The organism is Dactylosporangium sp. NPDC005555 (assembly GCF_040605635.1).
Taxonomy (GTDB): Bacteria; Actinomycetota; Actinomycetes; order Mycobacteriales; family Micromonosporaceae; genus Dactylosporangium.
This window is the reverse complement of sequence record NZ_JBEXDG010000096.1, coordinates 1-25,505: the sequence shown is the minus strand read 5'-3', so window position 1 is coordinate 25,505 and position 25,505 is coordinate 1. Positions and strand designations below refer to the sequence as shown.

At 69.7% G+C, this 25,505-nt stretch carries 31 protein-coding genes and 1 pseudogene; 19 read left to right on the top strand and 13 right to left on the bottom strand.

Annotated elements, in window-relative coordinates:
- A partial coding sequence (locus ABZS58_RS48480) for a transposase (RefSeq protein ID WP_354791348.1) occupies positions 1-663 on the top strand: 663 nt, incomplete at its 5' end.
- Between the two features lie 24 nt (positions 664-687).
- Positions 688-891 carry a hypothetical protein gene (locus ABZS58_RS48475; protein ID WP_354791346.1) on the top strand — a complete coding sequence of 68 codons (204 nt, stop codon included), beginning with the start codon at positions 688-690 and terminating at the stop codon, positions 889-891.
- Here ABZS58_RS48475 and ABZS58_RS48470 read toward each other — a convergent pair.
- The 4 genes from ABZS58_RS48470 to ABZS58_RS48455 form a co-directional block, all read right to left on the bottom strand.
- On the bottom strand, positions 888-2,114 hold the full coding sequence (locus ABZS58_RS48470; RefSeq protein ID WP_354791344.1) for a type II toxin-antitoxin system HipA family toxin: 1,227 nt from the start codon (positions 2,112-2,114) through the stop codon (positions 888-890). The genes ABZS58_RS48475 and ABZS58_RS48470 overlap by 4 nt on opposite strands.
- Positions 2,115-3,704, bottom strand: coding sequence for a DUF262 domain-containing protein (locus ABZS58_RS48465; RefSeq protein ID WP_354791343.1), 1,590 nt, complete (start codon positions 3,702-3,704; stop codon positions 2,115-2,117).
- Between the two features lie 404 nt (positions 3,705-4,108).
- Positions 4,109-4,654, bottom strand: coding sequence for a hypothetical protein (locus ABZS58_RS48460; protein WP_354791341.1), 546 nt, complete (start codon positions 4,652-4,654; stop codon positions 4,109-4,111).
- The gene (locus tag ABZS58_RS48455) at positions 4,651-5,244 is read right to left on the bottom strand and encodes a hypothetical protein (RefSeq protein WP_354791339.1); all 594 of its coding nucleotides are present in this window, start codon (positions 5,242-5,244) and stop codon (positions 4,651-4,653) included. Before ABZS58_RS48455 ends, ABZS58_RS48460 begins: the two co-directional genes overlap by 4 nt.
- 89 nt (positions 5,245-5,333) lie before the next feature.
- On the opposite strand from ABZS58_RS48455, the gene ABZS58_RS48450 reads away from it, so the two are divergent.
- A complete protein-coding gene (locus tag ABZS58_RS48450; RefSeq protein ID WP_354791338.1) occupies positions 5,334-6,146 on the top strand; it encodes a hypothetical protein in 813 nt (270 codons plus the stop codon).
- A gap of 134 nt (positions 6,147-6,280) precedes the next feature.
- On the opposite strand, the gene ABZS58_RS48445 is transcribed toward ABZS58_RS48450, so the two are convergent.
- Both ABZS58_RS48445 and ABZS58_RS48440 read right to left on the bottom strand, forming a co-directional pair.
- A complete protein-coding gene (locus tag ABZS58_RS48445) occupies positions 6,281-6,550 on the bottom strand; it encodes a DUF1877 family protein (RefSeq protein WP_354791336.1) in 270 nt (89 codons plus the stop codon).
- A gap of 71 nt (positions 6,551-6,621) precedes the next feature.
- Positions 6,622-7,869 (bottom strand): helix-turn-helix transcriptional regulator, encoded by a 1,248-nt coding sequence (locus ABZS58_RS48440; RefSeq protein WP_354791334.1) that lies wholly within the window; start codon positions 7,867-7,869, stop codon positions 6,622-6,624.
- Between the two features lie 102 nt (positions 7,870-7,971).
- On the opposite strand from ABZS58_RS48440, the gene ABZS58_RS48435 reads away from it, so the two are divergent.
- Together ABZS58_RS48435 and ABZS58_RS48430 are read left to right on the top strand one after the other, a co-directional pair.
- Complete coding sequence (locus ABZS58_RS48435; protein ID WP_354791351.1) at positions 7,972-8,112, top strand: hypothetical protein; 141 nt, start codon at positions 7,972-7,974, stop codon at positions 8,110-8,112.
- 126 nt (positions 8,113-8,238) lie between these two features.
- On the top strand, positions 8,239-8,400 hold the full coding sequence (locus ABZS58_RS48430) for a hypothetical protein (RefSeq protein WP_354791350.1): 162 nt from the start codon (positions 8,239-8,241) through the stop codon (positions 8,398-8,400).
- Positions 8,401-8,707: 307 nt separating this feature from the next.
- On the opposite strand, the pseudogene ABZS58_RS48425 reads toward ABZS58_RS48430, so the two are convergent.
- Positions 8,708-8,992, bottom strand: a pseudogene (locus ABZS58_RS48425) (transposase); the annotation flags it as partial.
- Between the two features lie 154 nt (positions 8,993-9,146).
- On the opposite strand from ABZS58_RS48425, the gene ABZS58_RS48420 reads away from it, so the two are divergent.
- The 5 genes from ABZS58_RS48420 to ABZS58_RS48400 all read left to right on the top strand — a co-directional run bounded on the left by ABZS58_RS48420 (position 9,147) and on the right by ABZS58_RS48400 (position 12,907).
- Positions 9,147-10,751 (top strand): tannase/feruloyl esterase family alpha/beta hydrolase, encoded by a 1,605-nt coding sequence (locus ABZS58_RS48420; RefSeq protein WP_354791333.1) that lies wholly within the window; start codon positions 9,147-9,149, stop codon positions 10,749-10,751.
- A gap of 471 nt (positions 10,752-11,222) precedes the next feature.
- Positions 11,223-11,798, top strand: coding sequence for an HhH-GPD-type base excision DNA repair protein (locus ABZS58_RS48415; protein WP_354791331.1), 576 nt, complete (start codon positions 11,223-11,225; stop codon positions 11,796-11,798).
- Between the two features lie 9 nt (positions 11,799-11,807).
- Positions 11,808-11,999 (top strand): hypothetical protein, encoded by a 192-nt coding sequence (locus ABZS58_RS48410; protein WP_354791329.1) that lies wholly within the window; start codon positions 11,808-11,810, stop codon positions 11,997-11,999.
- A 46-nt stretch (positions 12,000-12,045) separates the two neighbouring features.
- A complete protein-coding gene (gene mscL, locus ABZS58_RS48405; RefSeq protein ID WP_354791328.1) occupies positions 12,046-12,495 on the top strand; it encodes a large conductance mechanosensitive channel protein MscL in 450 nt (149 codons plus the stop codon).
- Positions 12,496-12,523: 28 nt separating this feature from the next.
- Positions 12,524-12,907 (top strand): DUF3099 domain-containing protein, encoded by a 384-nt coding sequence (locus ABZS58_RS48400; protein WP_354791327.1) that lies wholly within the window; start codon positions 12,524-12,526, stop codon positions 12,905-12,907.
- Between the two features lie 50 nt (positions 12,908-12,957).
- On the opposite strand, the gene ABZS58_RS48395 is transcribed toward ABZS58_RS48400, so the two are convergent.
- Together ABZS58_RS48395 and ABZS58_RS48390 are read right to left on the bottom strand one after the other, a co-directional pair.
- Positions 12,958-13,833 carry a PfkB family carbohydrate kinase gene (locus ABZS58_RS48395; protein ID WP_354791325.1) on the bottom strand — a complete coding sequence of 292 codons (876 nt, stop codon included), beginning with the start codon at positions 13,831-13,833 and terminating at the stop codon, positions 12,958-12,960.
- The gene (locus ABZS58_RS48390; RefSeq protein WP_354791323.1) at positions 13,830-14,738 is read right to left on the bottom strand and encodes a pseudouridine-5'-phosphate glycosidase; all 909 of its coding nucleotides are present in this window, start codon (positions 14,736-14,738) and stop codon (positions 13,830-13,832) included. The genes ABZS58_RS48395 and ABZS58_RS48390 overlap by 4 nt, the downstream gene beginning before the upstream one ends.
- A gap of 63 nt (positions 14,739-14,801) precedes the next feature.
- On the opposite strand from ABZS58_RS48390, the gene ABZS58_RS48385 reads away from it, so the two are divergent.
- Both ABZS58_RS48385 and ABZS58_RS48380 read left to right on the top strand, forming a co-directional pair.
- On the top strand, positions 14,802-15,080 hold the full coding sequence (locus ABZS58_RS48385; protein ID WP_354791322.1) for a DUF3039 domain-containing protein: 279 nt from the start codon (positions 14,802-14,804) through the stop codon (positions 15,078-15,080).
- 143 nt (positions 15,081-15,223) lie between these two features.
- The gene (locus ABZS58_RS48380; RefSeq protein ID WP_354791320.1) at positions 15,224-16,936 is read left to right on the top strand and encodes a DEAD/DEAH box helicase; all 1,713 of its coding nucleotides are present in this window, start codon (positions 15,224-15,226) and stop codon (positions 16,934-16,936) included.
- A 142-nt stretch (positions 16,937-17,078) separates the two neighbouring features.
- On the opposite strand, the gene ABZS58_RS48375 is transcribed toward ABZS58_RS48380, so the two are convergent.
- Together ABZS58_RS48375 and ABZS58_RS48370 are read right to left on the bottom strand one after the other, a co-directional pair.
- Positions 17,079-17,312 (bottom strand): hypothetical protein, encoded by a 234-nt coding sequence (locus ABZS58_RS48375; RefSeq protein ID WP_354791318.1) that lies wholly within the window; start codon positions 17,310-17,312, stop codon positions 17,079-17,081.
- Between the two features lie 296 nt (positions 17,313-17,608).
- Complete coding sequence (locus ABZS58_RS48370) at positions 17,609-19,261, bottom strand: RNA polymerase sigma factor (protein WP_354791317.1); 1,653 nt, start codon at positions 19,259-19,261, stop codon at positions 17,609-17,611.
- A gap of 263 nt (positions 19,262-19,524) precedes the next feature.
- On the opposite strand from ABZS58_RS48370, the gene ABZS58_RS48365 reads away from it, so the two are divergent.
- Positions 19,525-20,322 (top strand): inositol monophosphatase family protein, encoded by a 798-nt coding sequence (locus ABZS58_RS48365; RefSeq protein ID WP_354791316.1) that lies wholly within the window; start codon positions 19,525-19,527, stop codon positions 20,320-20,322.
- Between the two features lie 46 nt (positions 20,323-20,368).
- Here the strand turns inward: ABZS58_RS48365 and ABZS58_RS48360 are convergent, their stop codons facing one another.
- Complete coding sequence (locus tag ABZS58_RS48360; RefSeq protein WP_354791315.1) at positions 20,369-20,890, bottom strand: LytR C-terminal domain-containing protein; 522 nt, start codon at positions 20,888-20,890, stop codon at positions 20,369-20,371.
- A gap of 376 nt (positions 20,891-21,266) precedes the next feature.
- Here ABZS58_RS48360 and ABZS58_RS48355 point away from each other — a divergent pair, with 376 nt between their 5' ends.
- Positions 21,267-21,563, top strand: coding sequence for a DUF4193 domain-containing protein (locus ABZS58_RS48355; protein WP_203846057.1), 297 nt, complete (start codon positions 21,267-21,269; stop codon positions 21,561-21,563).
- Between the two features lie 79 nt (positions 21,564-21,642).
- Entirely contained in the window at positions 21,643-22,443 is an 801-nt protein-coding gene (locus ABZS58_RS48350; protein WP_354791313.1) for a hypothetical protein, read from the top strand.
- Here ABZS58_RS48350 and ABZS58_RS48345 read toward each other — a convergent pair.
- Positions 22,430-22,888: a DUF3093 domain-containing protein gene (locus tag ABZS58_RS48345; RefSeq protein ID WP_354791311.1), complete on the bottom strand. Its 459-nt coding sequence runs from the start codon at positions 22,886-22,888 to the stop codon at positions 22,430-22,432. The genes ABZS58_RS48350 and ABZS58_RS48345 overlap by 14 nt on opposite strands.
- Before the next feature lie 51 nt (positions 22,889-22,939).
- On the opposite strand from ABZS58_RS48345, the gene dut reads away from it, so the two are divergent.
- The 4 genes from dut to ABZS58_RS48325 all read left to right on the top strand — a co-directional run bounded on the left by dut (position 22,940) and on the right by ABZS58_RS48325 (position 25,359).
- Entirely contained in the window at positions 22,940-23,401 is a 462-nt protein-coding gene (dut, locus tag ABZS58_RS48340) for a dUTP diphosphatase (protein ID WP_354791310.1), read from the top strand.
- The gene (locus ABZS58_RS48335; RefSeq protein ID WP_354791308.1) at positions 23,398-24,174 is read left to right on the top strand and encodes a DUF3710 domain-containing protein; all 777 of its coding nucleotides are present in this window, start codon (positions 23,398-23,400) and stop codon (positions 24,172-24,174) included. Before dut ends, ABZS58_RS48335 begins: the two co-directional genes overlap by 4 nt.
- Before the next feature lie 63 nt (positions 24,175-24,237).
- Positions 24,238-24,645, top strand: a complete 408-nt coding sequence (locus tag ABZS58_RS48330) for an OB-fold nucleic acid binding domain-containing protein (protein WP_354791306.1) — start codon at positions 24,238-24,240, stop codon at positions 24,643-24,645.
- A gap of 6 nt (positions 24,646-24,651) precedes the next feature.
- A complete protein-coding gene (locus ABZS58_RS48325; protein WP_354791304.1) occupies positions 24,652-25,359 on the top strand; it encodes a DUF3159 domain-containing protein in 708 nt (235 codons plus the stop codon).
- Positions 25,360-25,505 lie beyond the last annotated feature (146 nt).

Here is a 25,505-nt window from a genome sequence, read left to right as displayed (position 1 = left end):
GGCAAGTACACGCTGATCTGGGTGCATCCGAAACGGGGCCGGGCCGGGACCGACGCCGGGCAGGTCATGGCCTCGCGCACCGGGATCGCGGTCCACGACGCGTGGGCACCGTATGACACCTACCCCCTGGCCGTCCATCAGTTGTGCTGCGCGCATCTGCTCCGCGAACTCGCCGCCGCCGGCGTCCTGGCACCTGCTGCGGCATGGCCCGGCCAGGCGGCGGATGCGTTGCTGCGCCTCAAGACCGCGGCCGATGACGCCCGCGCCGCGGGCCGGGCCGGGATCGACCCGGAGCTGCTCGCCGAACAGACCCGGCGGTTTCGTCAGGCCGCCCTCGTCGCGGTCAAGGACCACCAGCACGACACGTCGAAGACCGGCCGGAAACTCCATGCCCTGGCCCGCCGGATGCGCGACCGCATCGGCGACTACCTGCGGTTCGCCGCCGACCTGCGGTCCCCGTTCGACAACAACGCCGCCGAGCGGCAGATCCGGATGGTCAAAATCCGGCAGAAGGTATCCGGGTGCTTACGCACCCTCGACGGAGCCCAGCAATTCGCGCTGATCCGCTCCTACCTCGCCACCGCCACCACCCACGGCCACAACACCTTCCGGGCACTCACCGACCTCATCATCGGTCGGCCCTGGCTACCCGCCGTCAACTGACCACCTGATCAGTCACGATTCGGTATGCCGTTCTCGTTGCCGATTCCCGCCGAGGCGAACGCGTTGCTGGACCGGGACCCGCTTGCCCTGCTCATCGGGATGACCCTCGATCAGCAGATGCTGGAACCAGGGAGAAACGAGCTGGGCGGCAGTCCGGTGATGGTCTTGCCCGTGCAAACGGTCCGTCGTCGGGCAAGGCGGTCAGCGCTGTCGGCGGGTTTGTCCTAGTGGGCCTGGGGTGCCTCATCGGACGTCGACCTCGCGCTGATCGGCAGCGAGCGAAGCCGCTCCGCATAGTGTCCGGCAAGCGGCTCGAACCGCCCGCGCGCCTCGTCCAGCAGCTCGCCGACCCAGGCGGCCCGCATCCGCTCGACGGTTCCGCCGACGGCGCGGGCAGTCGCCTCTGCATCCTGGCCGATCCGATCGGCCAACCGCCGGAAGTCGTCGAGCGTGATGCCGTTCGGGGCCTTCTGGCCGTTGATGCTGAGCGACAAGGGCTGGTAGCGGTACTGGCTGTAGATGGTCAGCGAGTGGAAGTCGTAGACGGGCGAGAGCTGGGGCGTCCGACCGTCGGGGTAGCACAGCGCCCAGTTCTTCAGGTGCGCGTCGGTGTTGCCGACGACGATCATCGCGGCCAGGCGCCGGATGAAGTCGATGTATCCGTCGATGCCACAGAGCTGGGCGACGACCGCGGCGAGACCGTCGTAGGACTGGCCGGGCTCACCGTATTTGAACAGCGGTGCAACATCCGCGACCTGCGCGAAGTCCTCGACGTGCAGCCTGCCGGCCGGCGTCCGGTCGAACCGCTCGATCACGTAGAGCGGTTCGTCCGGATCGGCCAGCCCTTCCGCGACACCCTTCACCTCTGTTGCTGGGACGAGATCGACGGTCGGGACCTCAAAACCCGTCGCGGCCAGCCACCGCATTGTCAGATATTCGTTGGCGGGCAGGTTGCGGAAGGTGCGATCTGGCAGTTTGACGATCCACCACCCGCCGTTGCCGCTCGCTGGGGACGTCAGCCGGTCGCTGGAGACTGAAAACTTGAGCTGAACGCCGGCGAGCGAGTGGCGCAGCGGATGTTCAGGAGTTTCAGCGCGAGGATCCGGGCCGACATCTTCGACCGGTTCGGATTCCGCGTGGACCGATACAGCGCCCGGCAAGTAGTCGCCGAGGCGAAGCAGCAACGTGAAGTCGCCGATGTTGCCGCCACCCATTTCGCGGATGATCTGCTTGCGCAGCGCACCTTCCGGAAGCAGGTTGGCGAACCAGGCCGGGACACCGGTAAAGGCCCTGCGCACTGCCCTCGGGTCGTCCTCGAAGATCTGTCCGAGCGTCTGGTGTGAGGGCGCGTCGAGGTCGTCCTCGTAGACGAACTCACTGCGGCCCTTGTTGAAGCGCAGGAAACCCACACGGCGCCCGTGCAGCCTGACCTCCGCCGTCGTTGCCGCCACCTATGCGCTCCTCAGCAGGTCGGAGACGGACCTGCCATCGCGTGCGCCCCACTCCGCCATGCGATCGACGTGCTGCTCGATCGCATGGGTCAACGCGACGGCGCGCAGCTCGAAGAACGCCTGTGATGACCCGTCGGCGATCAGGCGCTGCGTGTGTTCGTCGAGGAGGTGGCTTTCGGCGACCTCCGAGGAGGCCTGAGCCAGATCCTGGCGAAGGGCGGTGGCAGTGCCGGCGGTCACGATCACCCGGTTGGCCACAGTGGCGGCGAGTGGTGAGTCCACATCGTCGAAGACCGGACGCAACGGGTTGCCATGATCGAGCAGCCGGGCGATATCGACCGGGCTGCCGGTCGCCGGCTCGCGCGGCTCCGCGGCGCAGAGGCCAAGTACGTTGATCTTGGTGATTGCCTGGTTGAAGTGCACTTTGTCGAGCGTGGCGGTGAACCGCGTCGTGGACGGCACGAGCTTGAGGAGCGCACTCGCTGCCTCCACCGGGTCGGGTGCGTCGACCGAATGGATCTGCTGACGCATGTCGGCCACGCTCTGACCGCGGGTATGGGTGCCTGCGACGGCGCCGCGCCACACCCACCGTCGCAGCAGCGTGGCAACCCGCCCTTCCGGCGCACCGTGCAGGCGGACGAACCGGATGAGCACCGGGACCACGTTGGAGTACGGCAGTAGTTTCATGTGCGGGATCTCCGCTACGTCGCGGAGGAAGACCACGACGTCTCGCAGGGCCGCGCTGACCGCGCGGAACGTCTCCGACCGGTCGTCCGTCGACGCAAACTCACTGGTGAAGTCGTCACGAAAGATGTCACCACCGCGATAGGCGAGCACGCAGCGCAGCACGAGCTGGTCGTCCATGGCGCCGAAGCCCGCCTCCGCTGGCACGCGACCGATCCCGGCCAGGGTCAGCGGTGCGTCGCCGGCCGTCTGCGAATGCAGAGCCTGGAACACCTCGGCCTTGGTGAGTCGCTTCCCGGCATTGTTCATCCGGGTGAAGATTTCGAGCAGTGGCCGTTCCTCGATCGTGGTCACCACATAAGTGGGAATCTGATATTCGCGGATGGCCTTCGCGGCCTGATCGGCAAGAGCGAGGTGTGCGTCGGAGAGCCAGCCGCTGTTCTCACGCATCCAGCGCAGCAACGTGGCCGTGTCGAGCAGGAAACTGACCGGGATCCACGTGATTGGAGGCTGCTGCCGCGCACCCGCCGTATGGAACTCGCCGGTGTCCAGGTCCAGGTGCACCCGGAACCGGACGTCGGTGGCGGTGTGAGCCGAGCTCAGCGCGCCGACAAGGGACGTGATGCGCTGCTGGCCGTCCACCACCCACAGCGCCGAATCGACCTCTGGCGCGGCGACGGTCAACGGCCCGACGTGCAGCGTCTGCTCGGGTGCCGGCCGGCGCCACAACAGGAGATTGCCGATCGGGAATCCCCGCAAGATGCTGTCGAACAACTTGACGATGTCGCCCGACTCCCATTTGAACCCCCGCTGGAACTGCGGGATTCGCACAACACCACGTTCGACGTCGCGCACCAGATCCTCCGGGGTGCGCTGCTCGATCCGCGGGCGTTCCAGGGTCGCCATGCCACCTCCAGCATCGTCTGACCAAGCCTAGTCGTAGCGGGGACGCGTGCCTGCAACAAAGGTGCGTCGCCGCCGCGCGGGCCGGTCCGGTCGCCCGACGGCGAAACCATCCACGGCCCAGTGCCGCCCACGCCCGGCGACTGGGAGCCTGACAAGGGGAGCGCCGTGGCGACGTGCATGGGCACAAGACGCCGGGCGGCGCCGATTGAGGCGGGCATCGAAGGCGAACTCGCCTGCGGACCGCGAGGCGGCAACAGCGACTGCTACGTACCTGAGCGTGTTCCCGCCTATGCACCGTGATGAGCAGATCAAGGTGGACGAACGTTGTCAGCGGCCATGAGTGCGCACGTGATCTTGGGTGAAGCGGTGCGCGGGAACTCGAGGGCGTCCGGCCCCTCGCGGCGTCAGGGAGCGCAGGGGGCCAGCGGCGCGGTGAACGCGAACGCGGTGTCGATCGTGGCGGTGAGGGCCGGGCCGTCGGTGGTGTGCCGGGCGGCCCAGGCGGCGAGCGCGGTGGTGAACGTGGTGAGGTCGCGGTGGACGCCTTGGAGCAGGTCAGCGAGGTGGGCGCGGGTGAGGGTGATGTGCGGGCCGGACAGGATCGGGGCGTGGTTTTCTGGTGGCCCGGTGTCCTGCCAGACGGTGATCCGGTCGCCGATCGACATCGTGGGGGTCGGGTCGTGGCCGAGCCAGGGCGGTTCGCTGCCGCTGAGGGTGCGGACCCAGTCGCGCCAGTCCTCCAGGCTGCAGCAGCAGCCCGGCACGATCGCAGTGCTGGCGTCCGTCAGGATCAGGCCGCCCGGCGCGATCAGGTGTTCCGCGGTGGCCAGCTCGCCGGGCGGGATGTTGTTGTAGTCGGCGACGACCGCGGCGAACAGCCCGACCTCCGGGTCGCCGCAGGTGCCGTCGAGGGTGAGCCAGGTCGTCACGACGGTGGGCACCGGGCTCATGCCATGTCCGTCGGCCGCCAGTCGCGCTTCGAATCCGTTGATGCACACGAGCCTCTCATCATCGGTTCCACCACCCCACCGAGAATCCGCTCGCCGGGTTCATCGGCCGTAGGCGTGGATGACGGGCACGTAGGGCGGTAAGGTAGGCGTTGGCATGGCGGTGTCTCGGTGGACAGGAGCCGCTGTTGGTGGGCGTGGTGGAGCAGGGCGTCGCACTCCAGAAAGTGGTCGAGTGAGGGGAACGTCGGCGCATCGCGGTCCAGGAAGCCGAACCACACCGTTTCGTCGGGGCGCACAGATCCACTGCGGCAGCCGTCGGGCGCGGCGTCCATGACGGCGTACGCAAAAACGACCTGTCCTGTATCGAGATCGACCTCGAATGTGGGCTCGAACAGGATCTCGGCTTGACGAAAAATGCTGAAGTAGGTCAATCCCGAGTATCGATGCCGAATGCGCCAAAATGTGGTCAGGATACCCTCGTCGCTGTATCCGAACACCGAACGCATCGCAGCCCGGCACTCGTCATCACCCAGCCCTGGCTCGAGCGGCGCCACCCGCGCGTGCGTGGTCAGGAACTCCTGCGCACGCACGCCCAGCGGTGACGGGGAACGGAAGGCCGTCCATTGCGGTTGCCGGTAGGTCCACCCTCAGCGATCAACCGGGGTTGTCCAGCGTCTCGATGGACACGCCGTACGTGGACGAGCGTTGTCAGCGGCAGATCCGCGCACCCGTTCTCTTCTACGATCGTTCAGTGATCCGCCATGTTCTTGACGATTCGGGTGCGTTGAGCCACCGGGCTCGGGCATTTCTCGACGAACATTGCCGACGCTTGCCGATCTCGCTCGTCGACCCGGGCCGGTGGTACGTGTGCACCGGAGTGGATGGTGACGTGGTTCCGGGCCCGGCGGGCGGCCTGGAGTGTTTGACGTCGTTTGTCAACCAATTCGGCGGGATGATGTTCTGCCCTGAAAGGCCGGGCTGCTATGGCGCCCACCAAGATCGTTATGAGTTCGACAACTTCGTCTCGTCAGGGTGGGATGAACTTGAGGACGGTGACCACGTGGCGATTGTCGGCTCCAAGGAGGGCTACCCCCTCACCCTGAGTTGGTCGACCGGGCGCATCGGCGTGGTGGAGCCGGATTTCTGGATTGCTGACAGCGCCGTCAACCTGATCGAGTCCTGTGCCTTGGGGCAGAGCGTCTACGCCGATGAGGACTGGACGGAGGCTGTTGAACTCGGCGGGAAGGGTACGGGCTGGGGACTGACGGCCGTCGGCTCGGATGCCTTCCGCGGTGCCGTCGGCGAGGTCGTCGAGGCATCGAGCGAGTGGAGTCGGTGGTACCTCGATGAGCACGTCGCGGTGCATGGCTGGCGCGTGACGTACGAACAGGAGCGCAGCGAGGTTGTGACGGCGTGGTACCACGACGCGGAAGGCCGCCAGCGCATCGAGGCTGTGGCCGGGCCGCTGCGGCCGGCGAACCGAACGCGCTGAACCTTGACGTAACCCCGGGACTCCACCGCAATGCACATCCGCTCTTCGGTAGTCGCGGGAGTTGGACGACTGGTGGGACCGTGACGTTTCGTAGCGAGCCTCATCGCGGCTATGAGCGCGCACCCGATCATGATTCACGTGGCAGTGAAGAGCTCTGCGCGACCAGCAGCGGCATCCCGTTCGTAGAGGGCTCGAACGTCGCCAAAGCCGTCCCAGGTGTATTCGAAGTCGGTGTGGTCACGGGTGCCGCGGTAGTCCGTGTCGTCGATGGCTTCGGTGCGGCGGCGCAGCCAGGTCCGGTTCACGCCGCGCAGCGCGGCGGCGACATCTCGAGTCTCGTCCGCGCTGATGTAGACGACGTAGTACTCGTCGTGCAAATGCCGTCCATCGAGCACGGCGAGCACGGCGGGTGCACGCCGCCGTCCGGGTCGAGGGTGCCGTCGGAGCCACCCTGATGTACCTGGTCTTGCAACTTCTACGGCAGGTCACCAACGCGATCGGCGCTCGAGATCACGTCGGGCGGGCGCGGCAGCCACATCATGAACGCGTTGGGCGAGTTGACTTCGGTCGGTTCGAGGGCGGCGAACGTGACGTGCTGAGCCCGCGGGAGCGTGCTCTTGAGTCGTGCCAGCGTGCGTTCGATCGCGCTACCAGGCAGCATCGGACGGCCTTCGGCGTCGATGACCAGCGCGGGAACCTCACGCAAAGGGGTCTGGATCAACTCGAACAGCTTGATCGTTTTTCGGAGCACGGCGACGTTCTTCTTCACCACCAGCAGTCGTGTCATCGCCTTCCCGAGGTTGGCCGGGGCGTACAGCGGCAATTCTGGTTCGGTCTTCTCGAACTGCATCGCCTGAAACAGGGGACCCGAGGGCCGGAAGTCGATCTCGTCGCTAGTGATCCACAGGAGTGGAGCCCCACCGTCGATCACTGGTGCCAAGCTATCGCGCAGTCGTGCCTGCAGCTGGCTCCGGGCGGCGTTGAGCGGCGGGCTGATCACGAGGACCATTCGGTAACCGGCGTCTACAGCCTTGGCGACCAGGGCACTCAGGTAGGTGGTCTGCCCGCTCTGGGCGGGAATGAAGACACGGGCCTCGGTGGGCGGCGGATTCGGCGACGCCGGGTCGGCGAGGCGGCTGACGATTTGGTCGGTGGCCAGGTCGACTGCTTGAACGTACGCGGCTGTCGCGCCCCGGCCGAGCAGCATGTTGCGGTTGTAGGTCCAGCGCGGGCCGGCGGCGATCGTTCGCTCCGGTATCGCCGTGCCACGCAAGGCCGCACACAGGACCTCCAACTCGGCAATCCGGCTCTGCGCAACGGCATAGCTCTCGATCAGTTTTTGCAGGTCGGCCTGTGCAACTCGCGCATTGTTGAGAGCCTCGGTGATCTCTCTGCGCAGACGTGTGGCGTTTCCCCATCCGCGTGGCCGGGCGTCTTCCGCGGCGCGGCGAGTGCTCAGCAGCTTTCCGGTGTCGACGTTCCGCGACCTACCGGCCGACTGTTCCACGGCGGCGGCCAGGTCCAAGACGAACTCCTCGGACGGCATGACCTCGCCGTTGAGGTAGCGGGTCACCAGAGTGGGGTGGATGTCCTGCCGCTTGGCGTAACCGCGGACGGAGATACCGAGCTCACTGAAGAGGCCGCGCAGTTCAACAGCGAAACGGCGGCGGGCCGGTTCCAGGTCGTCGCGGATCGGCCCGAGGCGGCCGGCCAGGTGATGCACCGGCCCATCGTTGCATGAATTTTTGCATCACGCTGCACTCGATGCAGCATCGTTCCGGCCCCCCATGCTGGCGGTCAAGCGACAACGAAGGGGAGCGAACCGATGCGCACCAACAGGGCCATTAAGGACGAGCCGAGCGTCTCGATCCCGAGGACCCTCTACCTGAACTTCCTCCGCGGAGCCGTCACTGCCCTGGGCGGCGGCCTGGTCTCATTGCTGACCTGGTGGCTGCAGAACCGTTAGCCGGCCCGCGATCCCGAGCAGAAGCGTCACGGTGGTGGCGGCCAAGAGCGCCGCCGCCACCGGACAGGCTCAGCCAGTAAGCCGCGCCGATCCTGACGGACGGAACCACGCAACCGCCAAGGTCACGTGCTCGCTCATCGGCAGTTGCGCGCCGGGGTGGGGCAGTTCGCGGCGGATGATGACCCGGGTGCCGTCGGGGTGGGCGGTGGTGTCGACGAGGTCGGTGATCCCGCAGATTTCGGCGTGGTCGCGCGGATCGGCGTCCTGGTCGAGAGCCGGGATCCATAGGTCCGGCTCGTCGATGATGCGGGCGAGGACGGCGCGGATGGGTTCGGTGATGGCCAGGCCGACGGAGCAGCGGATGTCCAGGCCCTGGGTGCGCAGCGCACGGATGTGGGCCAGGAACTCGCTGCTGGAGCCGGCGGTGTCGGCGCGGACCAGGATCGGTTGGCCGTAGCGGTGCGCGTCGGGGATCTGGGCCAGGCAGGCGTCGAGGACGGCGATGTGGTCGGCGGCGGTGTTGGCGCTTGGCCTTCACCGTCCGCCGCGGACGAGCGACGGCGTAACGGTGGCGAGCGCGCCGCTGCACTGAAGCTCGACGCCTCGTGCCAATTTTAGCGCGGCGCGGCGGGCGATCTTGTCGCTGCGTTCGGGATGACATACGGATGCCGCGGCGGCGCAGCGCCCGGCGGGCGGAGTCGTGGGCGTAGCCCTTGTCCGCGATCAGCACGTCCGGCCGTCGACGGGCGGCACCTGGGCCAAGCGGCCGGACCGCGATGCGGTCCAGCAAGGCGCGGAGCTGCGGGTTGTCACCGACCTGGCCTGCGATGAGCAGGATCGACAGCGGCCGGCCCCGCCCGTCGACCGCGAGGTGGATCTCTTCGTGCTGCGGTTGAGCGCGGCGCGGCGCAAAATACCCGTGGCGATCGTCCCGGGCCGCGAGCGGAGGTTGTGCCGGCGGTCGGGCGTACCTCGCCGGAGCAGGGGCAGACCTTAGGGGTGAGACGTCCCGGCCGCCCTCAGCAGCAGCAGCGATGAGCCGCCTGCTGGTGTCCTTCGCGGCACGCCTGCTCTCGGCGGCGCTCATCGTGGCGGTCGCTGTGACAGCCGCACCGACCGCGGGCAGGGCTGCCGGCGGCTGCTCCAGCATGGCCAGGCCGCAGGTGCCCGGCGCACGAATCCTGTCCGTAACCGCGGTGAGCCGCCCGGGCGGGACCTATCCTTTCGTGCCCGCCCCGGGCCGCCCTACGACGATCAGCGTCCCGGCCCTCTGTGATGTCACGGTTATCCTCACCCACCCCTCGATCGGTGACCGGGTGCGGGTCCAGATGTGGCTGCCACAGGTTTCGTGGAACGGCCGCTTCCAGGCGATCGGCGGCGGGGCCTTCGCCGCCGGTGAGTTCGCCCGCGACTTCGCTCCGGCGGTCAGGAAGGGTTACGCCGCAGCGTCGACCGATGCCGGTGTGCCGACTCGCCGTTCCGGCCCACCCACGTGGGCGCTGCACCACGACGGAACGATCAATGCGGAGCTGCTGACCAACTTCGCCTCCCGCTCGGTGCACGAGATGAGCCAGATCGGCGAACAGGTGACCACCCACTTCTACGACCGGCCCGCCGCCTACTCGTACTTCAACGGCTGTTCGACCGGCGGCCGGCAGGGCCTCATGGAGGCCCAGCGCTACCCCGCCGACTTCGACGGCATTCTCGCCGCCGCGCCCGCCATCAGCTGGGACCGCCTCTCCGTCGCCCAGCTCTGGCCGCAGGTCGTCATGAACCAAACGCGCACATACCCCACGACCTGCGAGTTCGACACTTTCAACCGCGCCGCGATCGCCGCCTGCGACGGCGACGACGGCGTCGCCGATGGCATCATCGCCCGGCCCGAAGCCTGCGGTTTCGACCCGCACCAGCTCGTCGGCAGGACACTGACCTGCCACGGCAGGAAGGTGAGCATCAGTCAGGCGGACGCCGACGTCGTCCGCGGGATCTGGGACGGCCCCAGGACGACCTCCGGCGAGCAACTCTGGCACGGCCTGCTGCCAGGCACGCCCTTCAGCTGGCTGGCCGCAACCGTCAATCCCCCGTTGCGTCCACGGCACGGTGCGCCCTTCGCCGTCGCGCAGGACTGGATCAGGTACTTCGTCCAACAACAACCCGGCTTCGACACGTCCACCGTCGGCTATTCCGAGTTCGAGCGGCTGTTCCGGCAGTCCCACGCCCGCTACAGCCGCGTCATCGGCACCGACGACCCCGACCTGTCCTCCTTCCGCGTGGCCGGCGGCAAGATGATCACCTGGCACGGCCTGGCCGACCAGGTCATCTTCCCCCAGGGCACGGTCGACTACCGCCGACGCGTCGAAGGGGCCATGGGCGGCCCGCAGGCCACCGACCAGTTCTACCGCGTCTTCCTGGCCCCCGCGGCGGGCCACTGCTCCGGCGGAACCGGCCCTACCCCTACCGACCCTCTCGCCGCGCTCGTCGCCTGGGTCGAACACGGCCACGCACCGGACACACTGCCCGTCGCCACGACGAACGCCCACCGCCGGAAGGTCACCAGCAATCTGTGCCGGTATCCGCAGACCGCCCACTTCCCCACCCCCGGCACCGCGCCCAGCCCATCCACCCCGGACTGCAGTTGACCCACCGGACCTCGCCGGGGTCCGGTAAGGCCCTACGGCGTCCGGGATCATCCACGCCGCTGTTTGCGGGCAGAGCCGGCGGGTAAGCGGCCATGCGGCTTCGTGTCGCACCGACTTGCGGCTATGAGCGGATCTTTTTTGATCTTGAATAGCTGCCGTCGGGGTGGCGGTGGGGCTCGCGGATGTGTAAACGGCCTGGTGGTCCGGTGCAATCTCCCCAGGAGGCTGGTGCTCGGGGTGCTCGGGGTGCACGGCTGCTTCGGCGGCCTTCATCCGAGAAACCCACCACCGCAGTTCGTTGACCTCGACGCCGCCCGCGTCCGACGACGCCCGATCCTGGGCAGACTGATCAACGAATACTCACCGGCAGTGTAGCCGAATCTGATCTACGAGCCCTCCAGGTTCGCAGGCGAAGCTCGCTCTCACTGTGTTGGGCGCGACCGTGGGCGGGCTGTGTTAGAAGATGTCGACATGCCGTTCTCGTTGCCCATCCCGGCCGAAGCTAACGCTCTGTTGAACAGAGATCCACTTGCGGTGGTGATCGGCATGGTTTTGGACCAGCAGATTCCCCTCGAAAAGGCGTTCACGTCGCCGTGGGTGCTGGGGGTGCGGTTGGGGCATGAGCCGACCGCGCTGGAGCTGGCGGAGTTCGAGCCCGAAGCGCTGGTGGAGATCTTCGCTACGCCGCCCGCGTTGCACCGGTTCCCCAAGGCGATGGCGGGCCGGGTGCAGGAGGTGTGCCGGGTGATCGTCGACCGGTACGACGGGGACACCGCGGCCATGTGGACCGGGGTCGCGTCCGGGGCGGAGCTGCTGCTGCGGGTGCAGGCGCTGCCCGGGTTCGGCAAGCAGAAGGCGCAGATCTTCGTGGCGCTGCTCGGTAAGCAGTACGGTGTCCAGCCGGACGGGTGGCGGGAGGCCGCCGGTGGTTACGGCGAGGTCGGCTCGCACCGCTCCGTCGCGGACATCGTCGACGGTGACTCGCTGACCAAGGTCCGGGAGTACAAGAAGCAGATGAAGGCCGCCGCCAAGGCGCCGAAGGCGTAGGTGGGACGGATGGACTCCGACATGACCGCCGTCCTGCTCGACGCGCTCAAGCGGGCCGCCGACGCGCATCACCTGCACGAGGCCGAGACCGGCACCCCCGACGCCGACTGGCCGGCGTGGTACGCGGCGCACATGACGGCCACGCTCCGGGCCGCCGGATACCGCCTGACGGCGGCCGGCGCCGTGGAGGAAACCCGGTGACACGCATCAGGTGCGCGGGGGCACGCTGGGTCGTAGGGTGCCTAACGTGCTCAAGGGATTCAAGGACTTCATCTCGCGCGGCAATGTCATCGAGCTTGCCGTCGCCGTCGTCATCGGTGCCGCGTTCAACGACGTGGTCAAGTCGTTCACGGACGGCTTCCTCCAACCACTGATCAAGCTCACCGGCGGTATCGGGGTCGGTGACCAGAACCAGGGCCTGAAGATCGGTCAGCAGTTTCTGGCGTGGCCGGCGTTCCTGAACTCGGTGATCGGGTTCCTGCTGACCGCGGCGACCGTCTACTTCCTCGTCGTGCTGCCGATGAACAAGCTCGCCGAACGGCGCAAGCGGGGCATCGAGCCGGAGCCGTCGGCGCCCGCCGAGGACATCCGGCTGCTGACCGAGATCCGCGACCTGCTCGCGACCGGCACGGCCAGCCGGCCGACCGAGCCGGTCGGTGGCGCGCACGCCGCGCCGGTGAGACCGTCGGACAGCTGAGACGCGGCGCGTGGCAGACTCGGTGGTGATGGGACGCAGGCCGAAACCGCAGCTGATCACCACCGCCGAGCGTTCGCCCGAGCAGGAGCTCCGGTCCCGGGAGCGGCGCTATGTGGCGATGATGCTGCTGCGCGGCCTCTGCGTGATCGTCGCCGCGGTCCTCGTCACGGCCAAGGTGCCCCTGCTGTGGTTGTGGCTGAGCCTGCTGCTGGCCGGGGCCCTGATCCTGCCGTGGGCGGCGGTGCTGCTCGCCAACGACAGGGGTCCCCGGCCCGAGCACCGCTTCCGCAACAAGCTGCAGGCCCGGCGGCAGCAGCAGTCGCACCCGGACCCGGCGCACGCACTCACCGACCACGAGCACAGCGAACCCAAGATCATCGACGCCGAAGCGCCGCGCCGAAGCGACGGCTGAGCGACGCCGACGCGACGCCGACGCGACGCGACGCCCGAAGCGGCACGGCCTCAAGCGACGACCGGTCGACCGCCGACCCGGGACACCGCGAGCGCGCCGAGCCGGGCGCCGTTGGTGAGCGCGGCGGCCGGATCCGCTCCGGTGAGCCACGCCGCGAGAAACCCCGCGGCGAACGCGTCACCCGCGCCGGTCGGGTCGACCACCCGGGCGACCGGCACCGCGGGCACGTGCACGGGCGCCGCGGACGGGCCGGCCCAGGTCGCCCCGCCGGAGCCCGACTTGACGACCACCGCGCCCGCCCGGTCCAGCAGCGCCACCGCCAGCTCCCCGGCCGTGCCGGCCCCGGCGAGGACCCGCGCCTCGTCGAGGTTGGCGAACAGCAGGTCCACGGCCGGTAACGACCCGTGCCTCTCCAACGGCGCGGCCGACGCGGCGTCGAGGCTGGTCGTGAGGCCGCGCTCGCGGGCGGCGCGCAACGCGTGGAGGCCCGCCGGCGCGCAGTCCGGGTCGAAGAGGACGTACGCCGACAGATGCAGGTGACGTGCGTCAGCGGCGAGATCGAGGGCACGGTCGGCGTCGGCGGGGGACAGCAGCCGGTTGGCGCCGCGGTCGGTGAACATCGTGCGCTCCACGTCGGAGGCCAGCACGACCACGGTCCCGGTCGCCACCCCCGGCACCCGGCGGACCGTCGCCGTGACGCCGGAGGCGGTCAGCTCGGCGACGCGTGCGGTGCCGGGCTCGTCGTCGCCCGTGACGCCGGCGAAGATCACCGGATGCCCGGCGGAGCCGAGCCAGGCGGCCGTGTTCGCCGCCGAGCCGCCGCCGCGGATCAGGATCGAGGCGAGGGTGTCGGAGCCGATCGCCAGGGGGCCCTCGTGGACGGTGACGATGTCGGTGACCACGTCGCCGACGACGATGACCGTCACAGTGCCGCGGCGATGCGCGCCGCCAGGTCGGCGTTGCGCAGGATGATCCTCACGTTGACGTCCAGCGAACGGCCCTCGGTCGCGGCGTGGAAGTGCGACAGCAGGTGCGGGGTGACGTCCTTGCCCGTCACGTGGTCGCGCTCCAGGCCGGCCAGGCCGTCGGCGAGGACCCGGTCGTGCAGGCCGGGGTCGAGCTGCTCGTCCACCGGCAGCGGGTTCGCGATGATGACGGCCCCGTGGTGTACCGCCTGCGCGCGGGCCGCCCGCACGATCGCCGCCGCGCCGGCCGGGTCCTCCACCGACCAGTCGAGGCCGAACCCCGAGTCGGACAGGTAGAAGCCGGGGAAGCGGCGGGTGCCGTACCCGACCACGGTCACGCCCAGGGTCTCCAGGCGCTCCAGGGTGGCGCCGACGTCCAGGATCGACTTCACCCCGGCGCAGACGACGGTGATCGGCAGCCGGGACAGGGCCGTGAGGTCGGCCGACTCGTCGAACGTCGTGCCCGCGCCGCGGTGCACCCCGCCGAGCCCGCCGGTGGCGAAGACGGCGATGCCGGCCGCGACCGCGATCGCCGAGGTCGCCGCCACGGTCGTCGCGCCGTCCGCGCCGGCCGCCGAGGCCGGGGCCAGGTCGCGCACCGACAGCTTCACCACGTCGTCGCTGCCGGCCAGGTGCTCGATCTCGCTGTCCGCGAGGCCGACCACGATCTCGCCGGCGAGCATGCCGATCGTGGCGGGGACGGCGCCCGCGGCCCGGACCGTCGCCTCGATCTCCCTCGCGACGGTCAGGTTCGACGGCCGGGGCAGCCCGTGCGAGATGATGGTGCTCTCCAGTGCGACGACCGGCGCGCCGGACTCCCGGGCGGCCGCGACCTCGGCACCGTAGCGGATGGCATGGTTGATCACCACGCAACGATAACCCCGGTCGCGGTGCGGCAATGCGGCCGTTGTCCTGGCAGACTGGGACCCGTGACACAGACTCCCGAAGCTCCCGACGGCGGCGGCTCGACGCTCACGGACGAGCGCGTCGAAGAGCAGACCGACTATCGCTACGACGCCGGCGATCACGAGAAGTTCTCGCACTACGCCCCCAAGGACAAGATCATGCAGGCCATGATCGAGGGCACGCCGGTGCGGGCGCTGTGCGGCAAGCTGTGGGTCCCGTCACGCGACCCGAAGCGCTTCCCGGTGTGCCCGGTCTGCAAGGAGATCTACGAGAACGTCGTGCACAACGACGACCCGTCCTGAGGTCGCGCCCGCTGGCACAGTGACGTTCGGCGCGGATCGGCCCTCCGCGGGTTCGCGCCCGCTAGGCTGAGCAACGCCTTCGCGGTCCACCAGACCCGGAGGCGTTTCCGTGTGGGTTTCTCATGCTTTCAAGGGGGTGCCGCATGCCGCCGCGTCCGGTGGTGCAGGCAGGTCAGACGCTCCGGGTGTGGCAGCGCAAGGCACTCATGGAATACCTGCGTGGCAAGCGGGAGGACTTCCTCACCGTCGCCACGCCCGGCGCCGGCAAGACGACGTTCGCGCTGCGGATCGCCCTTGAGCTGTTCGGCGACGGCACGATCGACAACCTCACCGTCGTCACGCCGACGGAGCACCTGAAGAAGCAGTGGGCCGACGCCGCCGCCCGTGTCGGGATCGACCTCGACCCGGGCTTCCGTAACGCCGACGTCCACGCCGCCTCCGACTTCCACGGCACGGTCGTCACGTATGCGCAGGTCGGCGTGGCTCCCGCGGTACACAAGCGGCGGACCATCACGCGGAAGACCCTCGTCGTCCTGGACGAGATCCACCACGCCGGCGACTCGAAGTCGTGGGGCGACGGCGTCAAGGCCGCGTTCGAGCCCGCCGTGCGCCGGCTGATGCTGACCGGCACACCCTTCCGCTCGGACGAGAACCCGATCCCCTTCGTGCAGTACGAGCGGGGCAACGACGGCATCGCCCGGTCACGCTCCGACACCACGTACGGCTACGCCGAGGCCCTCGCCGACGGCGTCGTGCGGCCCGTCATCTTCCTCGCCTACTCCGGCGAGACCCGCTGGCGCACCTCCGCCGGCGACGAGCTGGCCGCCCGTCTCGGCGAGCCGATGACCCAGGACCTCATCTCGCAGGCGTGGCGGACCGCGCTGGACCCGACCGGCGACTGGATGGCGCAGGTCCTGCGGGCCGCCGACGCCCGGCTGCAGGTCCTGCGCTCCGGCGGCATGCCCGACGCCGGCGGCCTCGTCATCGCCAGCGACCAGACCGCCGCCCGCGCCTACGCGAAGGTGCTCGGCGAGATCACCGGTGAGAAGGCCGTCGTCGTCCTGTCCGACGACCAGGGCTCCTCCGGCCGCATCGCCACGTTCGCGGCGTCCGACGAGCGCTGGATGGTCGCCGTCCGCATGGTGTCCGAAGGCGTCGACATCCCGCGGCTGGCCGTCGGCGTGTACGCCACCAGCGCCTCGACGCCGCTGTTCTTCGCCCAGGCGATCGGCCGTTTCGTGCGCGCCCGCGGCACCAACGAGACCGCCACCGTCTTCGTGCCGAGCGTGCCGCACCTGCTGGAGCTGGCCGCCGAGCTGGAGGCGCAGCGCAACCACGTCCTCGGCGCCCCGAAGACGAAGGAGGGCTTCGAGGACGACCTCCTGGAGCGCGCCCAGCGCGAGGAGAAGGCGGGCGACGACCTGCTCAAGAGCTTCGAGGCGCTGTCCGCGACCGCCGAGCTCGACCAGGTCATCTTCGACGGCGCGACCTTCGGTATGCCGGCGCAGACCGGGACGCCCGAGGAGGAGGAATACCTGGGACTGCCCGGCCTCCTCACCGCCGACCAGGTCACCGCGCTGCTCTCCAAGCGCCAGGCCGAGCAGGTCGCGGCCGAGAAGCGCCGCGCACCGGCCGCCGCGGCGACCATCGCCCCGGAGCAGCCGAAGACCGCCGGCGAGCGCCGCATCGTCCTGCGCCGCCAGCTGAACACCCTGGTCGCCGCCCACCACCACCGCACCAACCTGCCGCACGGCAAGATCCACGCCGAGCTGCGCCGCCTGTGCGGCGGCCCGCCGAGCGCCCAGGCGACGATCGAGCAGCTCGAGGAACGCATCGCCACCATCCAGACCATGTAGCGCTCGCGGGCCCGGACCGGGGCCCGCGACTACCCGGTGGATCGGTGGTCCCTGACCCCAGCGATCCACCGGGTTGTCAGTGTTCCTGAAACGGCCGTAGGGCGTCCCGGAGACCGGGACGCCCTACGGGCACGGGTATGGGTCAGCTGGTCGTGATCTCGTTGCCTCGCCACGTGAAGTCCGGGGCGACTGCCACCTCCACCGCGATCTTGACCAGGTGGTCGGCGTACTTGTTTGCGTGATGTCCACAGAAGATCAGGTCGCCGCCTTCGGCGAGCCGAACTCGTAGTTTGCCTGCCGCGCTGCAGCGGTCGCACCGTTCCTCGGCGGCTGGGGGCGCTGCCGTCTCCGGCGGCGGCGTGAGGGTCGGGGTCATCGCCTTCCTCCTCTGATCGTCACCGACGAACGCTTCCTTGCGTCGTTCACAGATGGTCCAACACCGTGGTGCCCGACATCGTTCCCACCTCGCGTGCGGGACCGATGTCACATTTTCCGTCGTGCTCACGGGAGCCAGAACCGCAACACCCGCTACGTGCTTCCTATCGCGCCACGGCGGCGATCACAAGTGGGTTGGTGCGGCGGCACCCCTCCCTCATGCCCTCGGTGACCGGAAACACACCCGGGCCGCCCCAAAAGGGACAGCCCGGGTTCGCGCAGAGCGGAATGTGAGGATCAGTCGAGATAGTCCCGCAGGACCTGCGACCGGGACGGGTGGCGCAGCTTCGACATCGTCTTGGACTCGATCTGGCGGATGCGCTCGCGGGTCACGCCATACACCTGGCCGATCTCGTCCAGGGTGCGCGGCTGGCCGTCGGTGAGGCCGAACCGCAGCCGCACGACGCCCGCCTCGCGCTCCGACAGCGTCTGCAGGACCTGCTGGAGCTGGTCCTGCAGCAGCGAGAAGGAGACCGCGTCGACCGCGACGACCGCCTCGGAGTCCTCGATGAAGTCGCCGAGCTGGCTGTCGCCCTCGTCGCCGATGGTCTGGTCCAGCGAGATGGGCTCACGCGCATACTGCTGGATCTCCAGCACCTTCTCCGGCGTGATGTCCATTTCCTTGGCCAGCTCCTCCGGGGTGGGCTCGCGGCCCAGGTCCTGGAGCAGCTCGCGCTGGATGCGGCCGAGCTTGTTGATCACTTCGACCATGTGCACCGGGATACGGATGGTGCGGGCCTGGTCGGCCATGGCGCGGGTGATCGCCTGCCGGATCCACCAGGTGGCATACGTGGAGAACTTGTAGCCCTTGGTGTAGTCGAACTTCTCGACGGCGCGGATGAGACCGAGGTTGCCCTCCTGGATGAGGTCCAGGAAGGCCATGCCGCGGCCCGTATACCGCTTGGCGAGCGAGACGACGAGTCGCAGGTTGGCCTCGAGCAGGTGGTTCTTGGCGCGCTCGCCGTCGCGGGAGATCCACATGAAGTCGCGGCTGGCGGGCATGACCATCGGCTCGCCCGCGTCCTCGGCGGCCCGCAGCCGCTCGGCGGCGTAGAGGCCGGCCTCGATCCGCTTGGCGAGCTCGACCTCCTGCTCCGCGTTGAGCAGGGGGACCTTGCCGATCTGCTTGAGATAGGCACGGACCGAGTCGGCGGACGCCGTCAGCTCCGCGTCGCGGCGGGCCTGCTTGAGCGCCTCGGACTCCTCGTCGTCCCACGCGAAGTCGTCGTCGGTCGCGGTGGCCTCGGCGTCGGCCTCGACGGCCTTGACGACCTCGACCGGCTCGTCGGCGACGACGTCCTCGATCTCGGCCACGAGCGCGGCGTCGTCGATCTCCTCGAGCTCCGGCTCGTCGCCGGTGGCCTTCGGGGCATTCGGGTCGGCGGGGTCGCCGGCCTTCTTGGCGGGACCGACGGCCTTCTTCGCCGGCGCGGCCTTCTTGGCGGGCGCGGTCGGCACGGCCTTCGCCGGGGCTGCTGCCGCCCCGGGCACGGCCTTCCTGGCGGGTGCTGCTGCTGGTGTCGCTGCCTTCTTCACGGGCGCCCTCTCCACCCCCGAATCCGGCGCGGACTCGACGGCTGTCAGCGGCTTGGCGGCCGGCGCCTTGCGCGCCGGTGCGGCCTTGGCGGTGGCCGCCTTGGATGCCGGGGTCGCGGAGCGCGCCGCGGCGACCCGGCGCCGCCCGTTGGCGGAGTCGTCGACCACGACGGTGACTCCCGCCTCGGCGAGACTCCTGAGCAGCTTCTTGGCGTGTGCGGGGGTCACATCTGCGGTGTCGACCGCCTGCGCGACCTCCGCCGACGTGAGGTGGCCGCCATTGGCGGCCGCACGCGCGATCAGCGAGTCGGCGAGCGAGCGTACGTCGACGCTGGGCTGGTGAGCTGCTGTCACGAACGACCTTCCGGTGCGATGAGCGAACTACGGCCGGTGCGGCCGAGTTCGCGCACGGCGCGGCCGTGCTGAGTGGGCCTGGGTGCTTTTGGTGGCGCCCGTGTGCCGTGCGTCCGGGGCGGATTCACGAGCGACAGCGGGCAGCGCGTGAATTGTAACGCTCTCTCGCCCCAACATCCCGCCTTGTGGGCCCGACCCGCGATCCAGACCCCACGTTGTGACCGAACGGATGGCCGGATCGGGGCCCTGAAAGGATGGGGCGCATGGATCGCGGACACGAACTGCTGGCCCTCGCGGTGCCCATCGCCCGGGAGGCGGCCGCGCTCGCGCGGGCCATGCGCACCGCCGGCGTGGACCCCGTGGCGACGAAGTCGACGCTCACGGACGTGGTCACGGCCGCGGACCGGGCGGTCGAGCGGCAGGTCCGGGAGGCGATCCGCGCCGCCCGCCCCGGCGACGCCGTCCTGGGCGAGGAATACGGCGACAGCGCCTCCGACGGTGACGTGCGCTGGGTCCTGGACCCGATCGACGGCACCGTGAACTATCTCTACGACCTGCCGCAGTATGCCGTGTCCCTCGCCGCCGAGGTCGGCGGCGTCGTCGTCGCCGGGGTGGTCATCAACGCCGCGACCGGCCGGGAGTGGACCGCGGTGCGCGGCGGGGGCGCGCACGCCGACGGCCGGCGGCTGTCCGGCTCCGGGCAGACCGACCTGCGCCAGGCGCTCGTGGGCACCGGTTTCGGCTATGCCGCCGACCGCCGCCTGCACCAGGCCACGGTCCTCGCCGGGCTGATCGGCGACATCCGCGACATCCGCCGCTTCGGCGCCGCCGCGATCGACCTGTGCCTCGCCGCCGAGGGCAGCCTGGACGCCTACTACGAGAAGGGCCTCAACGCCTGGGACCACGCCGCGGGCGGCCTGGTCGCGGCGGAGGCGGGCCTGCTGGTGACCGGCCTGGCGGGTGCCGCGCCCGGCCCGGACATGGTGGTGGCGGCCCCACCGGCCCTGCACAAGGGCCTGCATGACCGCCTGGTCGACCTGGACGCCGGAAAAGGCCCCTGAGCCGGCCGGAGGCGGCCCCAGAACCGCCGGCGGCCTGGAAGACGGCCTACGCCTCAGCGCAGGTGCCCTCGGGCAGCTCCGGGTTGCCCAGCGCGCCGATCGACTGCTTGACCTCGGTCACCGTCGGCAGCTGCTGGAAGCGCCCGCCGAGGATGACGTCGACCTTGTCGTCCTGCCGGTTCTTGTCGAACTCGTCGTCGGACTTGTTCAGGAAGTACGCCCGCACGAGCCATGCGGCGCCGACGGCCTTCGGGCCGAAGCGGATGATGGCGACCGTCTCGGCCGGCTTCTTGATCGGCGGGTTGGGCGCCGCGTTCTGCACGGTGGCCTTGAACCCGCGGCTGGCGAAGTCGCTGGTGATCTCGCTCGCCAGGCCGGGCTTGCTGGTGGCGTTGAAGACGTTGAGGTTGACCTGCTTCTCTTCGGGCAGTGTGTCGTTGACCATCACGGCGTCCTGCGCGCACTCGTTCGCCGCCGTCGGATTCGTCTGGCGGTCCTTGACCAGGGCGATGACCACGAACACCGCCGCGGTGACCACGAGCAGCCCGACCACGGCCAGTGCTCTCACCCGCGCAAAACTCATGGCAGTGCTTCTCCCCGACCCCAGAGCGACTCCGTCACCAGATAGACGCTCTGGCTGCCGGGAAGGTTAGCGCCTGTCGGAGATCCATGTTGAAGTCCCCACCCGGGATACCACAAAGTTCCTACTCGCCGTTGCGGGACGACTCCCCACGGAAACGCCCGGGCGGCGGTAAGGTCGCATCCGCCGCGCCCCCGGCGGATCATTGGCGGGGGGAGTTGTTGTGTCGCCTGAGTCACATTGGGAACAAGTTTCCGTGAGTGGGCGTACAACAAACGCACGAGAGCGGTAAGGTACGCCGCCCGTTGGACGTTGCACCGGGCGCCGACACCTATGGGCGAATGAATTGGGAGTGTGAACACCGATGGCCACCGACTACGACGCGCCGCGTCGCGACGAGGTCGACCTTGGGGAGGACAGCCTCGAGGAGCTGAAGTCCCGCCGGACCGATGCGCAGTCGGCGATCGTCGATGTTGACGAGACCGACCTGGGGGAGACCTTCGAGCTCCCCGGCGCCGACCTCGCCGACGAGGACATGACGGTCAAGGTCCTGCCGATGCAGGCCGACGAGTTCCGCTGCTCGCGCTGCTTCCTGGTGCACCACCGCAGCCAGCTCGCCGCCGAGCGCAACGGGGAGCTGATCTGCCGGGAGTGCGTCTGACCGCGAGTTGATCAAGCGGATCTGGCGGAGGCGTGCTTGAGTCGTAGGCGGCACCGTTTCGCACCCTCGGAGGTAGACGATGGCCCAGCCCGACGAGCTCGCCGAGAACCAGCCCGTGGCCGACGCCGCACTGGACGGGCAGGTCGACGAGGCCGAGCTGTCCGCTGCGGTGACGGCACTGACCGACGAGGGCGTCGAGCAGAAGGAGCGCCGGCGCCTGCTCGGCCGGCTCGTCCGTCTCGAGATCCGCGAGCGGGGCGTCAAGGACCTGTTCCGGCCGCAGAAGGCGATCGCCTGGATCACCGACTCCGTGACGAGGGTCGCACCGCACATTCCGGTCCGTGACCTCGACACGCTGATCGCCCACCACGGGGGCCTCGAGGGCGACGCGCTCGCGGAGCGGCTCATCCGCAACGCGGCGAGGGTCACCGCGGGCATCGGCGCCGCGGGCGGCGGCGTCGCCGCCGTCGAGTGGGTCGTGACGCCCAGCCTGCTGACCGCCCCCGTCCTGCTGGCCGCCGAGACGGTCGCCGTGGTCGCGGTGGAGATGAAGCTGATCGGCGAGCTGCACGCCGTCTACGGCCGCCCGGTCGAGGGCACGGGCGCCGAGCGCGCCGTGTCCCTGGTCCAGGCGTGGGCCGAGCGGCGCGGCATCAACCCGCTGCGGATCGGCGGCAGCGTCGCGGCCGCCATGGGCACCGCGCTGCGCAAGGAGCTGCGGGACCGGCTGCTCAGGCGCTTCGGGCGCAACCTGAGCACCCTGGGGCCGCTCCTGACCGGCGCCGCCGTCGGCGGGTTCCTCAACCGGCGGGCCACCCTGTCCCTCGGCGCCGACATCCGCAAGGACCTGCAGCACGGCCGCAAGGTCATCGAGGGCTGAGCGCGGCCGCCAGCCTCTCCGGGTGGCGGGTGCTGATCAGCCAGTACGGCGTGGGATCGGCGCCGTCGGCCACGTCGACGCGCACCGCACCGGCGATCCACGGCCGCTGGATGACGAACGCCTCCGGGTCCGCGTAGGGCCCGAGCAGGTCACGCTTGTCCGCGGCGGACAGCGCTGTCACCTCACCGACGTATCGCAGCGGGATGTGCGCGTCGTCGACCCGTAGCTCACCGTTGGACACCTCGACGCGCACGCGTCCCAGCCACCACAGGCCCACGGTAGCCAGCGGCAGGAGCACCAGATAGGGGATCCAGGTCGCCAGGCCCGGCGCGCCGAGCCGGACCTCGGCCGCGAGCAGTCCGGCGATCGCCGCCGCGGGCAGCCAGAGCCACCAGGCGACGGTGAGGCGCTCCCGGTACGAGCGGGACGAGCTGGGCGACGTCACGAGTGCGAGGGTACGTGTCCGGGGCCCGCGGGCACCCGGCAGGATGGAGGCATGACGGTGGAGGTTCACGTGCGGCGGCTCGACCCGGAGCTGCCGATGCCGGCCTACGCACACCCCGGCGACGCGGGCGCGGACCTGGTGGCCGCCCGTGACGTCGACATCGCCCCGGGCGAGCGGGCGCTGGTCCCCACGGGGATCGCGATCGCCCTGCCCGACGGGTATGTCGGCCTCGTGCACCCGCGGTCGGGTCTCGCGCACCGGCTCGGTGTGACGGTGCTCAACGCGCCGGGCACCATCGACGCGGGGTACCGCGGGGAGATCCTGGTGAACCTCGTCAATCACGATCGGGTGATCACGGCCAAAATCAGCCGGGGTGACCGGATTGCCCAGCTTGTGGTCCAGCGCGTGGAGCGGGCACACTTCCACGGCGTCGACCACCTTCCCGATACTGTGCGCGGAGCCGGCGGTCACGGATCCACCGGTGGTCATGCTGAACTGGAGGCAGAGCAGTGATCTTCTCGCGCAAGAGCGGGAGCGGACGGCACGCGAAGGACGACACGCGCGTGAGCGGGACCCGCAGCCTCGAGGAGGAGCTGGGCCTGGTCGACGACGAGCCCGAGGAGCCGGTCGCCCCCAAGGCGTCGCGCCCCGAGGGCCCGTATGACGTCACCGAAGCGCCGGCCGGCATCCCGCAGCTCGACCTCGGCGCGCTCAAGGTGCCCGCGGTCGACGACGTGGAGGTCCGCGTCCAGGCCGACAACGAGGGCAAGATCCAGCAGATCGTGCTCGTCCACAACGACAGCGCGCTGCAGCTCGGCGTCTTCGCCGCGCCGCGCAGCGAGGGCATCTGGGGCGAGGTCCGCGCCGAGATCCGCAAGCAGCTCTTCACCGACGGTGTCGCGGCCGAGGAGGCCGACGGCGAGTGGGGCGTCGAGCTGCGGGCCCGCGTCCGCACCCCCGACGGCCTGACGGACATCCGGTTCGTCGGCATCGACGGCCCCCGCTGGCTGGTCCGCGCGGTCTTCCAGGGTCCGGCCGCGGTCGACCCGGACGTCGCGCCGCCGCTGCTGGAGTGCCTGCGCAGCCTCGTCGTCGACCGGGGCCACGAGGCGATGCCGGTCCGCGAGCCGCTCCCGCTGCACCTGCCGAAGGAGGTCGCCGAGGCGTCCGCCGACGGCAGCACGTCCGAGGTCCCGCTCACCGCCGCCGCCGGCGGCGCCAACGGTGCGGGTGAGGCCGATGGGCCGGAGCGCCGAAAGCCGTCACCGAGGCCCCGGCGCAAATAGCCACCGTGAGCTGTACCGTCGTAGTGGGTGTCATGTCTGGCCGAGAAGGGTGGCACCGACATCATGACCACGGACAGTGAGAAAGACGTCGATCCGTCCGCCGTGCAGGCGAGGGGGCTGCGGAAGTTCTTCCGCCGTCTCACCGCCAGCGAGGCGGAGCTCGACGCCGAGGAGCTGCAACGCGACGCCGTGCAGTGCGGCAGCATGCCCGCACTCGCCTGCCGCCGCGGTCAGGTCGTGAGCCTGAAGGGCCGGTTGCGCACCGTGGTCTACACGCCGCGGACCAACCTGCCCACCCTGGAGGCGGAGCTCTTCGACGGCAGCGACCTGGTGACCCTGGTCTTCCTGGGCCGCCGGCACATCGCGGGCATCGAGCCGGGTCGAGCGATCACGGCCAAGGGGCGCATCGCGGTCCGTGACGGCCGTAAGGTGCTCTACAACCCGTATTACGAGCTCGACTCACCAAGATGAGGACGGATGCAGCCAGGTAAGACCACGGACGCCGACGCCGAAGCTCCACTGCCACCCTTCTCGGTGCAGATGTCCGAGCAGTTGGGCGGGGTGCGCGGGCTCGTCGAGTCGAGCATCCCGATCACGCTCTTCATCGTGGTCAACTTCCTGGGCGACCACTTCGGCTGGTGGCCGCTGCGCACGTCGCTGATCATCGCGGTCGGCGCCGCGCTGTCCATCGCCGCCTACCGGCTGAGCCGCCGCGAGTCGATCCGCCACGCCATGAACGGCGTGCTCGGCATCGCGATCGGCGCCTGGCTGGCGTGGAAGAGCGGCGACGCCAAGGACATCTACCTGCCCGGCATGGTCCTGACGGGCGTGTACGCGGCCGGCATGCTCGCCTCGGTCGCGTTCCGCCGGCCGCTCGTCGGCTGGCTCTGGTCGGTGATGCTCGACAAGGGCGGGACGCGCTGGCGCGACAACCCCCGCCTGCTGCGCGCCTTCGGATGGCTGACGGTGCTCTGGGCCGTCGTCTACCTCGCGAAGCTCGGCGTGCAGATCCAGCTGTGGCGCGACAATGCCGACGACCTGCTGGGCATCGCCCGGCTCGCCCTCGGCTGGCCGCCCTACGCCCTGCTCGCGGCCCTCACGGTCTGGCAGGCCCGCCGCATCATCCGCGCCACCGAGCCGGTTTCCGAGCCGGCGGCCGCCGAGGTGGCTCGCCCGGCCGACTGACGCGCCTCCGGTCGCCATACCTCATGATCCGGAAGACTTTGTGTCGCCAGGGCACAATGCCGGTGAGTTAAGGATTTGCGTCGAGGGTTGTCGATGCCGCGTGGCGGCTTGCGCAGCAACGAAGCTCCCGTTACACATGCTGTCGA